Raw genomic sequence first — 13,886 nt, 5'->3', positions numbered from 1 at the left:
ATTTCCAATTAGAATAGTCCTGTGATGTTGCCCTCCTCGTCAATATCAATTGTTTCGCTGGCAGGTACTTTTGGAAGGCCAGGCATGGTCATGATAGCACCTGTTAGGGCAACGATAAATCCTGCTCCTGCGGACACTTTAAGGTTGCTAATAGTCACTGTAAAGTCAGTTGGTGCGCCAAGTTTTTTGGCATCGTCTGAGAAGGAATATTGGGTTTTGGCCATGCAAATTGGGTAGTTGCCAAAGCCGAGGCGTTCTAAGTCAGCCAGTTCACGTTTGGCTGCTGAGCTCAAGTTGATGCCTTTACCACCGTAAACTTTGGTAACGATTTTAGTCAGTTTGGTTTCAATGCTATCGTCTTCCTCATAAACAAAGCGGAATTGATTGTCTTGCTCGGCTAGTGTCACGACTTTTTCAGCCAGTTCACGGCCACCAGCTCCGCCATTTGCCCAAACATCAGAAATCACAACGTCAACGCCACGTTTGTCGCAGGCATCATAGACAGCTTGTAATTCGGCATCGGTATCAAGCGGGAATTTATTGATCGCCACGACAACTGGAAGGCCATAGACGTCTTGGATATTAGCCAAATGTTTGTCAAGGTTAGGTAAACCATCCACAACGGCCTGAACATTTTCAGTAGCCAGGTCTGCTTTTGGCACACCCCCATGCATTTTAAGGGCACGTATAGTGGCTACTAGGACAACGGCTGCTGGGCGAAGGCCTGACATGCGGCATTTGATGTCAATGAATTTTTCAGCTCCAAGGTCAGCGCCAAATCCAGCTTCGGTAACGGCATAATCACCATATTTCAAGGCTAGTTTGGTGGCGAGGACACTATTACAGCCATGGGCGATATTAGCAAATGGGCCACCGTGAATGAGGGCTGGTGTGTGTTCCAGGGTTTGCACGAGATTAGGATGAATCGCATCCTTGAGCAGAGCGGCTAGGGCACCACCAGCTTTCAAGTCTTTAGCTGTTACAGGTTCACCTTGGTAGTTGTAACCGATGATGATTTTTTCAAGGCGGGCTTTGAGGTCAGAAATATTTTCGGATAGGCACAGGATTGCCATGATTTCAGAGGCGACGGTAATGTCATAACCATCTTCACGAGGAATCCCGTTGACCTTGCCTTGCAAGCCGTCAACAATATGACGAAGCTGGCGGTCATTCATATCCACCACACGTTTCCAAGTGATACGTCTGGAATCAATGCCTAGGCTATTGCCATGGTGAATGTGGTTATCAATCAAGGCAGCTAATAAGTTGTTGGCGACACCGATGGCATGAAAGTCCCCTGTAAAGTGAAGGTTGATGTCTTCCATTGGGACAACTTGCGCGTGGCCACCGCCAGCAGCTCCTCCCTTAACCCCAAAAACAGGACCAAGAGAAGGTTCACGAAGGGCAATAACTGCTTTTTTTCCAATGGCAGAAAGAGCATCTACCAATCCAACAGAAGTGGTGGTTTTGCCTTCACCAGCTGGTGTTGGTGAGATAGCAGTGACAAGAATGAGTTTGCCATCAGGTTTGTTTTTTAAGGCGACCAGTTGACGGGCATCAATTTTTGCCTTGTACTTACCATAGAGACAGAGCGCCTCCTTGTCAATCCCTAATTGATCGGCAACCTTACTGATAGGTTCCATAGTGACAGAGTTGGCTATTTCAATATCTGATAAAACCATAGTTGCTCCTTTACTTGTTAAACAATATCGAGAATTTTCGTGTAGATGTCATCTGCCAAATGACAGCCCTTGTCTAGTAAGGCTTGTCCTTTTTGGCGATAGTCGGTAACAAAGTCTTCATCTTTGATGCCAGACAGATTAATCAAAACATTCAACCAAGCGCCTTGTAAACCTGCTTTTAAGTTTAAAGCAGCAACTCCTAAGTCGCTAGCAGCATTTGTATTAGACTTACCGACAGCTGTTGCAGTGATCTCAAGTGCTTCGACCATGAGGGTCATCATCTCAAAAGGTGATTGTGCAGCTGTTTTCAAGGCCTTTTGCATGGCAGTTCGTCTAGCAGCCTTGTCTTCGTCAGTCTCTTTTGGCATATCAAAAACGGCAGAAACCAGGTTGAAGGCTTCGGTATCTTTGTCAATGGCTGCAAGCAAGCTAGCTTGTAGAGCGGTGCTTTTAGCATGGATCTCTGTAATAATATCTTGGTAGTCAGCGTATTTTTTCTTACCAAGAGTCAATTCACAGACCATCTTGGTTAAGGAAATGCCATTAGCGCCAGAGAGAGCAGCAGCAGAACCACCACCTGGAGCAGGGGCATCTGAGCCAAGGACTTTAGCGAAATCTGTTAAGCTTAAATCAACTAAACCCATAGAGAACCTCCTAACCTAGCAAATGGTTTTCAAGAATCTGTTTATGGTAGTCAAAGTCCTCAACTTGTAAGTAGTATTCAGCCACATCGATTAAGGCCTTGGCTGGCGCTAAGCCGATGACTTCAGAACCAATAACATTCACACCGTAGCGACGCGCTTCAAATTTGATGGTTTCAAAAGTACGGTAAAGAGAACATTTTTCAAAGTTAACCATGTTCATGGAAACTTGGGCAATATGACGGTCTTCTAACATGACACCGATAGCCTTACAATATTTGTAGCCACCACCTGAACCGCGGATAATTTTCGCAATTTTATGAGCAATGTCGATATTGTCAGTATCCAAATTAACATTGAAAGCAACCAATGGCATGCGAGCACCAACGGCAGTTACCCCAGCAGTTGGGTGAATCTTACGATCTCCGTAGTCAGGTGCCCAATCCTCTTCCAACAGTTTTTCTGGCATGCCTTCGAATTGTCCTTTACGGACTTTGGCCAGGTTTTGACGTTCTGGGCGTGTGGCAGAATCTTCATAAAGGAAGATTGGGATTCCAAGTTCACGGTTAATCCGTTCTGCGACTTGTTTGGAAATCTCAACACATTCTTGTGTAGTGATGTCTTTGATCGGAACGAATGGGCAGACATCGGTTGCTCCCATACGAGGGTGTTCGCCATGATGTTTGGTCATATCAATGTTTTCAGAAGCGTATTTCACCAGTTGGAAAGCTGCTTCTTGAATAGACTGGTCATCTCCAACCAAGGTAAACACGCTCCGGTTGTGGCTCGCATCAGAAGAGTAGTCGAGAAGGGTCACTCCAGGAATACTTTTGGCCGTCGCTACCAAACCATCGATAACAGCCTGATTTTGGCCTTCTGAGAAGTTGGGAATACATTCAACAATTTTCGCCATGTTTAATCTCCTTTTATGTCATTGAATTACTCATTAAGGGAATAGGTTATCTACTTTAGATAACGCTTACATTTTTAGCTAGCAGTTATTAGTGAAATAATTGATCTACTGCTGAAGTCACAAGGTCATCATCAGCCAAGTATGGGATAGTGATGTGATCAGTACCTGCATGGAGACGATTATACTCAATAGCGGTTTCAATAGCGTGCTCATTGCGAGCCCAATTGCGACGAGCAACACCACCCATGGTGTCCCAAGCAATAGCAGATTTAATAATCTCATCAATGCGTTCGCTGCCATCTAAAACAAGTCCGAAACCACCATTGATGGCTTTACCAATACCAGTTCCGCCACCGTTATGAAGAGCCACTAAACTCATACCACGCGCAGCGTTACCAGCGTAACATTGCACCGCCATATCACAGGTCACATTGGAACCGTCTTTAATGTTTGAGGTTTCACGAAATGGTGAGTCGGTACCAGACACGTCATGGTGGTCACGACCAATCATGACAGGACCAATCTTGCCTTTGCGGACCAATTCATTAAATTTAAGGGCGATAGTCACACGACCGATACAGTCTTGGTAAAGGATCCGGGCTTGGGTACCAACTACGAGTTGATTTTTCTCAGCATCACGAATCCAGTTGTAGTTATCACGGTCTTGATAGCGGCGGTCAGGATCGATAGCTTCCATGGCAGCTTTGTCAGTGGCCACCAAGTCATCGTGATTACCACTCAAGCAGACCCAACGGAAAGGTCCATAGCCATAGTCAAAAAGCATAGGTCCCATGATATCTTCCACATAGGATGGCCAGATAAATCCGTCTTTGTCGTTACGACCATTCTTAGAAATTTCTGTAATACCAGAGTCGTAAACAGACTTCATAAAGGCATTGCCGTAGTCAAAGAAATAGGTGCCATTTTCAGTTAACGTCTTAATAGCTTCAAAATGCCGTGCCAAGGTATCATCAACCATTTGGTGGAAGGTATCTTTATCTTCTGCCAAGAGCCGGGTTCTTTCGTCAAAGCTAATACCTACTGGGCAGTAGCCACCGTCATAAACGTTGTGACAAGAGGTTTGGTCAGACAAAAGATCAACATGAATCTGCTTGTCATTGACGTACTCTAAAAGATCAACGATATTACCATGGTAAGCAATCGAAGTGGACTCCTTAGCATCTATGGCTTTTTGGGCTAATTGCAGAGCTTCTTCAGGGCTTTCGGCAATTTGACTGATCCAGCCTTGAGAATGACGGGTTTTAATCCGAGATTGGTCAACTTCAGCAATAATGGCAACTGCTTTAGCAATTTCAGCAGCCTTACCTTGTGCCCCACTCATGCCTCCTAGACCAGATGAGATGAAGAGTTTACCGGTCAAATCACCGTCATCAGCCACTCCAAGTTTGAGACGACCAGCATTTAAGAGGGTATTAAACGTTCCATGAACGATTCCTTGTGGGCCAATATACATCCAACCACCTGCGGTCATTTGACCATAGTTGGTGACACCCATCTCTTCAGCGATTTCCCAGTCTTTCATGTTGTCGTATTCACCCACCAAAAGGCCATTAGTAATAATCACACGAGGCGCTTCAGGTTTGGATTTGAAAAGACCAACTGGATGACCAGACTCAACCACCAAGGTTTGTTCATCAGTCATGACTTCTAGGTATTTTTTAATCAAACAATATTGCATCCAGTTGGCACAAACAGAACCAGTTTCTCCATATGTGACTAGTTCGTAAGGGTACAAGGCAATTTCAAAACTCAAGTTATTGTCAATCATGACCTGCATGGCCTTGGCAGCTGTACAATTTCCCTTGTACTCGTCAATGGGTTTGCCGTAAATGCGGTCTTTTGGTCTAAAGCGGTAGCCATAAATACGGCCACGGGTTTTGAGTTCTTCCAAAAATTCTGGAATGACTTCTTCGTGGAACTTCGTAGGTACATAGCGTAGGGCATTTTTCAAGGCGATTTCGGTCTGAGCCTGGGTCAATCGAAAACCTCTGTCTGGTGCTCTTCGGATACCTTCTTCAAACACAGTCTTTTCCGGTAAAACATCGTCTAACTTAACAGTCATAGCGGCAGCTATGTCAGTTTCACTGTAAAATGACATAGAAAACTCCTCCTCAACTCCTTTTTATTGTCGAGATTAGTCTAACTTAGTCTAGTCTATAAAAAGTCAACCACGCTTTGAAATGCGAAAAAAGTCTAAAAAAAAATCAAAACCTCATTTTTTGACTAAAATTTGACGCTTAATCAGTACACTTGAGGTATGACAGATAAAGTCAGTCAGAGGTTAATTGTTGTTACCAAAGTTGCAAAGATCGCAACTATTGAGTGGGTGAGGGGGGACTAGTAATGGCTATTAATCAGTTGACAAACGATGTTAAAAAAGGAGGTTTTTATGGTTGCTGATGTCTTATTAACACATTTTAATCAACTATTTTGTCTAAATGATCCAGGTCATCCTTTAACTGGTCAAGAAATGAAAAAAGCCACTATCGTTGAAGATGGCTATATAGCCATCAAAGACGGCCTCATTGTGGCTCTTGGTTCTGGTGAACCAGATGCTGAGCTTGTCGGTACACAGACTATTATGCGTTCTTATAAAGGTAAAATTGCAACGCCTGGTATTATTGACTGTCATACCCATTTGGTCTATGGTGGCAGTCGTGAACATGAATTTGCCAAGAAATTAGCAGGGGTGTCTTACTTGGATATTTTAGCTCAAGGTGGTGGTATTTTAAGCACGGTGAGGGCCACTCGGTCAGCCAGCTTTGACAACCTTTATCAAAAATCCAAGAGATTGCTAGACTACATGTTGCTTCATGGAGTGACTACTGTCGAAGCGAAAAGTGGCTACGGCCTTGATTGGGAAACAGAAAAACGCCAACTGGATGTTGTTGCTGCTTTAGAAAAAGACCATCCCATTGATTTGGTGTCTACGTTTATGGCAGCCCATGCGATTCCTGAAGAATACAAAGGGAATCCTAAGGCTTATCTCGATGTGATTATCAAGGATATGCTTCCTGTTGTTAAAGAGGAAAATCTGGCAGAATTTTGTGATATTTTCTGTGAAAAAAATGTTTTTACAGCTGATGAGTCTCGCTATCTGTTAAGCAAAGCCAAAGAAATGGGCTTCAAGCTTCGTATTCACGCAGATGAAATTGCGTCTATAGGCGGAGTTGATGTCGCAGCAGAGCTCAGCGCAGTTAGTGCAGAGCATTTGATGATGATAACAGATGATGGTATCGCTAAGTTGATTGGTGCTGGTGTTATTGGTAATTTGCTTCCAGCCACCACCTTTAGTTTGATGGAAGACACTTATGCCCCTGCTCGCAAAATGATCGATGCTGGCATGGCCATCACCCTCTCAACAGATAGTAATCCAGGCAGTTGCCCGACTGCTAACATGCAGTTTGTGATGCAATTAGGTTGTTTTATGTTACGTTTAACACCGATTGAAGTCTTAAATGCTGTTACCATTAACGCGGCCTACTCTGTCAATCGTCAGGAGAGAGTTGGTAGTTTGACAGTTGGTAAAGAAGCAGATATTGCCATTTTTGATGCCCCAAATATTGATTACCCATTTTATTTCTTTGCCACCAACTTGATTCACCAAGTCTATAAAAAAGGACAACTCACAGTTGACCGAGGTCGTATTCTTTAAAAAATTTAAAAAAGAAGCTTTGAGCGTTAGCTCAAAACTTCTTTTAAATATGCTGTTTTATTGACGAATCAAGTAGTCAAAGGCACCGATGGCAGCAGTAGCACCAGACCCCATGGAAATAATGATTTGTTTATAAGCTGAATCAGTACAGTCCCCAGCAGCAAAGATACCAGGAATATTGGTTGACCCATGTTTATCCACAATGATTTCTCCGCGGTCGGTTAGGTTGACACCACTATCTTTGAGCCAAGCTGTGTTTGGAACAAGACCAATTTGAACAAAGACCCCTTCAAGGTCAAGGTGTTTGTCTTCACCGCTATCACGCTCAGTGTAGTTAAGACCTGTAACATGGTCCTCTCCAACAATGTCCTTAGTAGCAACATTTTTGATGATGGTCATATTGTTAGTCTTAGCTGCGCGGTCTTGAAGCACTTTGTCAGCTTTAAGTTCAGGCAAGAATTCTAAAACGTAAACGTGTTTAGCAAGACCAGCCAAGTCAAGGGCCGCTTCTAATCCAGAGTTCCCACCACCGATAACAGCAACATCTTTGCCTTCAAAGAGAGGACCGTCACAGTGAGGGCAGTAAGTCACCCCTTTATTACGGAATTCATCTTCACCAGGAACATTAATGTTACGCCATTTGGCCCCAAGAGCTAAGATAGCAGTTTTGGCTTGTAGAACCGCACCATTAGCTAGAGTAACCTCGATGTTTTCTTTTTTCTCAATAGAAGTAGCTAGTTGTGCTTTGATAATATCAACATCATAAGACTTAGTATGGGCCTCCACTTCGGCCATTAATTTTGGTCCTTCAGTGTAAAGGGTACCAATCATGTTTTCGATGCCGACCGTTTCCATGACCTGACCACCAAAGGTTTCAGCAAGTAAACCTGTTTTTAGTCCTTTACGAGCTGCATAGATAGCAGCGCTATTGCCCGCAGGGCCACCACCAATAACAAGGACATCATAGAGGCCTTTATCAGCAAAGGCTTCCTCAGAAAGTGGGCCAGCGATTTGTTCTAAGAGTTGCTCAATGGTAGCGCGACCAGAAGTGAATTCTTCCCCGTCTAAAAAGACAGTAGGGACAGACATAATGCCTTTTGCTTTCACTTCATCTTGGAACATGCCGCCTTCTACCATAGTGTGTGAAATCTTGTCGTTCAAGACGGACATAATGTTTAAAGCTTGAACAACATCTGGGCAGTTATGGCAGGTTAAGCTGACATAAGTTTCAAAATGCAACGGACGGTCAATGGCCTTGATGCGATCAATAACATCTTGATCCACTTTTGGAGCACGTCCAGATACTTGCAAGAGAGCAAGAATAAAGGACGTCAATTCGTGGCCTAAAGGAAGACCAGCAAAGACAACCCCACTACCGTGACCTTTTTTCGCAACCTTAAAGCTTGGTTGTCGGTCTAAAGTGATGTTTTCAATAGAAATACGCTCAGACATAGCAGCTATTTCTTCCACAAAGTCTTTGACTTTTTGAGACTGCTCATTGTCACCAAGGGAAACTTGCAAAACAAGATCAGCTTCTAACAGGGTGAGGTATTGGGCAAGTTGTTCTTTAATATCAGGACTTAATGCCATAGCTTTCCTCCTAAAATTTATTAAATTTTACCAACTAAATCAAGACTTGGTGTCAAAGTTTCAGCGCCTTCTTTCCATTTAGCTGGACAAACTTCACCTGGATGTTTACGGACGTATTGGGCAGCGTGAATTTTATCAATCAAGGTGCTAGCGTCACGTCCAATACCATCAGCATTAATTTCCATCATTTGGATAATACCATCTGGATCAACGATAAATGTTCCACGTTGAGCAAGTCCGTCTTCGCCAAGCACTTCAAAGGCTTGTGAAATAAGGTGTGAAGGGTCACCAATCATAGGGTATGTGATAGTGCCAACCACATCTGAATCATCATGCCAAGCTTTATGAACAAAATGAGTATCAGTAGAGACAGAATAAACTTCTACACCAAGAGATTTCAGTGTTTCGTATTGCTCTTGAAGGTCACCGAGTTCAGTTGGGCAAACAAATGAAAAGTCTGCTGGGTAGAAACAAAAAACTGCCCATTTTCCTTTAACGTCTTCATTTGTAACAGTGATGAATTTTCCATCGTGATAAGCTTGAGCTGAAAATTCAGCAATTTCTTTTCCAATTAGAGACATATAGTTGTCCTCCTTTTTTATAGTTTTATACTTGTATTATAAAAGAACAACAAGATTATGTCTACTCAGAAACCCTTGATTTTACTGGGAAATCAGCGATTATTTTCTGACAATTAAGTTGTGAAATAAATCACATTAATTAAAATGATTCTAAATAAGCTGAAGATGCCGTTAAATCAAAGGTTAATTTAATTATAATCTACAGAAAATATAATTGTTATTAAAGCGTTTACAAAAAACTTTTTTGATTCCGTTAAGGCAACTTAATATTATGGTTACCTAATCGCTAATATTGTAACCTATTTTGGCATGAGATCAGGGAATGGCTGTTATATTAATTGGATATGTCTTGTGCAAATAGTGCTTGACGGATTTGTGGAATTAGGGTAAAATAATCTTTGTTGTGGCGGTATAGCCAAGTGGTAAGGCACGGCTCTGCAAAAGCTTGATCGTCGGTTCAAATCCGTCTACCGCCTTTTATATACAAAACAAGCCTTGATTAACTTCGTGAAAACGTTGTTAAATCAAGGTTTTTATTTTTTGCGGCAGGATAAAAAAAGAGAAAAAAAGAAATAAAGTCGGTCAAAAGTCGGTCAAATTTCCCGAAGATGTCTTTTAGAGCCTGATTATTAGGTATGAAAAATACTATGGCCAAAATTGGTAAACGATTGCAAATAAAGGTCAGAGTTCTTACCCCCTTAAACGATATGCGTTAAAAGTTAGTTGAACTGCCGTGCACCTTAACGATAGACACGGTGATGTGAGAGCGAGTAGAGTTGAATCTCTACTTGTTTACCTTACCATAGTCAGCTTTATAAAGTAACCACCCATTACAATGCAACTATATTCTTAATGTTTTTAAGCATGTTATTGACAAGTGTTATAAAATGTGTTACTCTTAGTGAGTAAATTAGTTTTTGAGTTAGTATTTGTGTTTCAACATCTTTATTTCTCTCTATTTTTACAAATGATTTTTAGAAAGGAAGTGGATGTATATGGCACAAGGTACAGTAAAATGGTTTAATGCTGAAAAAGGTTTTGGTTTTATTTCAACTGAAAACGGTCAAGATGTCTTTGCACATTTTTCAGCCATCCAAACTAATGGTTTTAAAACGTTAGAAGAAGGACAAAAAGTGGCATTTGACGTCGAAGAAGGTCAACGTGGACCTCAAGCAGTCAATATCACTAAATTGGCCTAATCTGGTTAAAGTAACTAAAGAGAAGCAGATGTTGGAAACAGCAACTGCTTTTTTGATTTCTACCAGTTACCTTTAATGATTAAGAGTTGCGTTTAAGGTCTTGTATTTGTTATAATAATAGTCAGTTTTAGTCAAAATGTATTGACGTGGTGCTACTAAGTTTTTAGAGTAGCCCGCAAGCAAAGGAGTGACAGCATGCCAACCAAAAATACTTCAGACAGCATTGAAGAGTATATTAAAGAATTATTAGCTAAGTCAGGAATAGCAGAAATTAAGCGGTCCATGCTAGCAGATTCGTTTCAAGTTGTCCCAAGTCAGATCAACTATGTCATTAAAACCCGTTTTACGGAGAGTCGAGGCTATGAAGTAGAGAGTAAACGAGGTGGTGGAGGCTATATTCGTATTGCCAAGGTTCATTTTTCAGACAAACACCATCTGATTGGCAATTTAATGGCAACTATTGAAGACTGTATCAGTGAGCAAGTTTTCACGGACTCGATACAATTGCTTTTTGACGAACACTTATTGACAGAGCGTGAGGGAAATATCATTTTGGCTGTGGCGTCTGATGATGTTTTAGGAACTGATGGTTCAACTATTCGTGCACGAATGCTCTATCGCTTATTGCAACGAATTGACAGAAAGGGAAGCAATTAATGATTATGTATTCAACGAAGATGCAAGACATTTTTAGACAGGCGCAGTTCCAAGCTGCTCGCTTTGATAGCCATTGCCTGGAAACTTGGCATGTTTTGTTAGCTATGGTAGCTGTAGATAATTCTTTAGCAAATATGATTTTAAGTGAATATGATGCCCAAGTCGCCATAGAAGAATATGAAGCTGCAGCTATTTTAGCCATGGGCAAAACCCCTAAAGAACAGTTGTCTCGTGTAGACTTCAGACCTCAATCTAAAACTTTGACTAACTTGTTAGCTTTTGCGCAGGCTATTAGCCAAATCACTAGGGATCAAGAAGTCGGCTCTGAGCATGTCTTATTTGCTATTTTATTGAATCCAGATATTATGGCGAGTCGTTTGTTAGAAATAGCTGGCTATCAGATAAAAGATAACGGCAATGGGCAGCCGCGATTAGCTGACTTGCGAAAAGCAATAGAACGTCATGCAGGTTACAGTAAGGAAATGATCAAGGCTATTCACGAACTACGTAAGCCTAAAAAAACGAAAACACAAGGGACCTTTTCAGATATGATGAAGCCACCAAGTACAGCTGGTGAGTTGAGTGATTTCACAAGAGATTTGACTGAAATGGCAAGACAAGGTTTGTTAGAATCGGTGATTGGACGTGACCAAGAAGTATCTCGTATGATTCAGGTACTAAGTCGTAAAACGAAAAACAATCCTGTCTTGGTAGGTGATGCAGGTGTTGGTAAAACTGCGCTTGCTTATGGCCTTGCTCAACGGATTGCAAATGGCGCTATTCCTTATGAACTTAAGGAGATGCGTGTCCTAGAATTAGACATGATGAGTGTGGTAGCAGGAACCCGTTTTCGTGGGGATTTTGAAGAGCGCATGAATCAAATCATTGATGATATTGAAGCTGATGGTCAGATTATTCTTTTTGTTGATGAACTACATACTATTATGGGTTCTGGCAGTGGTATTGACAGTACACTTGATGCGGCTAACATTTTAAAACCAGCATTATCGCGCGGCACTCTTCATATGGTTGGAGCAACAACTCAAGAAGAATACCAAAAACATATTGAAAAAGATGCAGCTCTTTCGCGTCGTTTTGCTAAAATATTAATTGAAGAACCTAATACAGAAGATGCTTATCAGATTTTGATGGGCCTAAAATTATCTTATGAGACCTACCATAATGTCTCGATATCAAATGAGGCAGTTAAAACAGCTGTAAAAATGGCACACCGTTATTTAACCAGTAAAAATCTCCCTGATTCAGCTATCGATTTACTAGATGAAGCTAGTGCTGCTGTGCAAAACATGGTGAAAAAATCAGCACCTGAGACTTTAACACCAATAGACCAAGCTCTTATCAATGGTGATATGAAAAAAGTATCTCGCCTCTTAGCTAAAGAAGCAAAAGGTCAGATGAGAAAACCAACACCGGTGACAGAAGATGATATTTTGGCAACCTTGAGTAAGTTATCGGGAATTCCACTTGAAAAACTGACGCAAGCTGATAGTAAAAAATACCTCAATTTAGAAAAAGAACTGCATAAGCGTGTGATTGGTCAGGATGCTGCTGTTACGGCTATTTCAAGAGCCATTCGTCGTAATCAGTCAGGTATTCGAACAGGAAAACGTCCTATTGGATCATTTATGTTTCTTGGCCCAACAGGAGTAGGTAAGACAGAACTAGCAAAGGCCCTTGCAGAAGTTCTCTTTGATGATGAAGCAGCGCTTATTCGTTTTGATATGTCTGAGTACATGGAAAAATTCGCAGCGTCTAGGCTTAATGGAGCACCTCCTGGTTATGTCGGCTATGATGAAGGAGGTGAACTGACACAGAAAGTTAGAAATAAACCTTATTCAGTCTTGCTTTTTGATGAAGTGGAAAAAGCACATCCTGATATTTTTAACGTTCTCCTTCAAGTATTAGATGATGGTATATTGACTGATAGTCGTGGGCGTAAGGTCGATTTTTCAAATACTATTATTATCATGACCAGCAATCTTGGCGCAACAGCCCTGCGCGATGATAAAACGGTCGGTTTTGGGGTCAAAGACATTCACCAAGACCATCAAGCTATGGAGAAACGTATTTTAGAAGAATTAAGAAAAACTTACCGCCCAGAATTTATCAATCGTATTGATGAAAAAGTGGTCTTTCATAGTCTGACCCAAGATAACATGCGCGATGTGGTTAAAATCATGGTACAGCCCCTGATTACTACATTGGCAGAAAAAGGTATTACCCTTAAAATTCAGCCTTTGGCCTTGAAACATTTGTCCGAGGTCGGCTATGATGAGCATATGGGGGCAAGACCATTACGTCGAACGCTGCAAACTGAGATAGAAGATAAGCTATCAGAGCTTATTCTTTCTCGAGAATTGACAAGTGGGCATACGCTAAAAATTGGATTATCACATGGCAAATTAACGTTTCACATAGCTTAATTTCCATATAAAAGGTGGATCATCCTTGATGTCACCAAAAAAAGAGGTTATTCTTACAAAAATAACTTCTTTTTTCTTGACTATTTTTGACCAAGTGATAAAATAGAATATAAAGTTAGCACTCGATGAACATGAGTGCTAACTTTACTAAAGATTCTTTTATTGGAGGAAAATTTCATGTTAAAACCATTAGGTGACCGTGTGGTCGTAAGATTTGATGATGAAAAAGAGCAGACAGTCGGTGGTTTTGTCCTTGCAGGCACTCATAAAGAGTCAACACGAAAAGCGACAGTCCTCGCTGTCAGTGAAACGGGTGTTCGCACTATTACAGGTGATAGCGTGCTACCTTCAGTTTCAGTGGGTCAAGAGGTTTTAGTTGAAAATGGGCATGATTTAGAAGTAACCGTAGATGATGAGAAAGTTTCTATCATCCGTGAATCTGACATCATTGCTATTGTTACAAAATAAAACGACAAATCTCTAAATAGAAAGAAGGATTGAAT

Annotated in this window: 11 protein-coding genes and 1 tRNA gene; 6 read left to right on the top strand and 6 right to left on the bottom strand. The window is 41.4% G+C overall.

The window, feature by feature from the left end; genetic code table 11:
* Positions 1-8 precede the first annotated feature (8 nt).
* From B6D67_RS09555 to B6D67_RS09540, 4 genes are all read right to left on the bottom strand, one after another.
* Positions 9-1,682, bottom strand: a complete 1,674-nt coding sequence (locus B6D67_RS09555) for a formate--tetrahydrofolate ligase (protein ID WP_010922737.1) — start codon at positions 1,680-1,682, stop codon at positions 9-11.
* 17 nt (positions 1,683-1,699) lie between these two features.
* Positions 1,700-2,326 carry a cyclodeaminase/cyclohydrolase family protein gene (locus B6D67_RS09550; protein WP_010922736.1) on the bottom strand — a complete coding sequence of 209 codons (627 nt, stop codon included), beginning with the start codon at positions 2,324-2,326 and terminating at the stop codon, positions 1,700-1,702.
* 10 nt (positions 2,327-2,336) lie between these two features.
* The gene (ftcD, locus tag B6D67_RS09545; RefSeq protein WP_010922735.1) at positions 2,337-3,236 is read right to left on the bottom strand and encodes a glutamate formimidoyltransferase; all 900 of its coding nucleotides are present in this window, start codon (positions 3,234-3,236) and stop codon (positions 2,337-2,339) included.
* An 88-nt stretch (positions 3,237-3,324) separates the two neighbouring features.
* The gene (locus tag B6D67_RS09540; protein WP_010922734.1) at positions 3,325-5,355 is read right to left on the bottom strand and encodes a urocanate hydratase; all 2,031 of its coding nucleotides are present in this window, start codon (positions 5,353-5,355) and stop codon (positions 3,325-3,327) included.
* A 291-nt stretch (positions 5,356-5,646) separates the two neighbouring features.
* Between B6D67_RS09540 and hutI the strand changes: the two genes are divergently transcribed.
* Positions 5,647-6,912, top strand: a complete 1,266-nt coding sequence (hutI, locus tag B6D67_RS09535) for an imidazolonepropionase (RefSeq protein ID WP_011285756.1) — start codon at positions 5,647-5,649, stop codon at positions 6,910-6,912.
* Positions 6,913-6,969: 57 nt separating this feature from the next.
* Here the strand turns inward: hutI and ahpF are convergent, their stop codons facing one another.
* Together ahpF and ahpC are read right to left on the bottom strand one after the other, a co-directional pair.
* Positions 6,970-8,502: an alkyl hydroperoxide reductase subunit F gene (gene ahpF / locus B6D67_RS09530; RefSeq protein WP_002982300.1), complete on the bottom strand. Its 1,533-nt coding sequence runs from the start codon at positions 8,500-8,502 to the stop codon at positions 6,970-6,972.
* A gap of 20 nt (positions 8,503-8,522) precedes the next feature.
* Positions 8,523-9,083: an alkyl hydroperoxide reductase subunit C gene (gene ahpC, locus B6D67_RS09525; protein ID WP_002982304.1), complete on the bottom strand. Its 561-nt coding sequence runs from the start codon at positions 9,081-9,083 to the stop codon at positions 8,523-8,525.
* A 405-nt stretch (positions 9,084-9,488) separates the two neighbouring features.
* On the opposite strand from ahpC, the gene B6D67_RS09520 reads away from it, so the two are divergent.
* The 5 genes from B6D67_RS09520 to groES all read left to right on the top strand — a co-directional run bounded on the left by B6D67_RS09520 (position 9,489) and on the right by groES (position 13,851).
* Positions 9,489-9,559 (top strand) — tRNA-Cys (locus B6D67_RS09520).
* Positions 9,560-10,078: 519 nt separating this feature from the next.
* A complete protein-coding gene (locus B6D67_RS09515) occupies positions 10,079-10,282 on the top strand; it encodes a cold-shock protein (RefSeq protein WP_002991299.1) in 204 nt (67 codons plus the stop codon).
* A gap of 195 nt (positions 10,283-10,477) precedes the next feature.
* A complete protein-coding gene (locus B6D67_RS09510; RefSeq protein ID WP_002982312.1) occupies positions 10,478-10,939 on the top strand; it encodes a CtsR family transcriptional regulator in 462 nt (153 codons plus the stop codon).
* Positions 10,939-13,383, top strand: coding sequence for an ATP-dependent Clp protease ATP-binding subunit (locus B6D67_RS09505; RefSeq protein WP_010922732.1), 2,445 nt, complete (start codon positions 10,939-10,941; stop codon positions 13,381-13,383). Before B6D67_RS09510 ends, B6D67_RS09505 begins: the two co-directional genes overlap by 1 nt.
* Before the next feature lie 177 nt (positions 13,384-13,560).
* Positions 13,561-13,851 (top strand): co-chaperone GroES, encoded by a 291-nt coding sequence (gene groES / locus B6D67_RS09500; RefSeq protein ID WP_002991292.1) that lies wholly within the window; start codon positions 13,561-13,563, stop codon positions 13,849-13,851.
* Positions 13,852-13,886 lie beyond the last annotated feature (35 nt).

It is taken from the genome of Streptococcus pyogenes (genome assembly GCF_002055535.1).
Taxonomy (GTDB): Bacteria; Bacillota; Bacilli; order Lactobacillales; family Streptococcaceae; genus Streptococcus; species Streptococcus pyogenes.
Note: the sequence above shows the minus strand (reverse complement) of the source record. Positions and strands in the feature narration are given on the sequence as shown.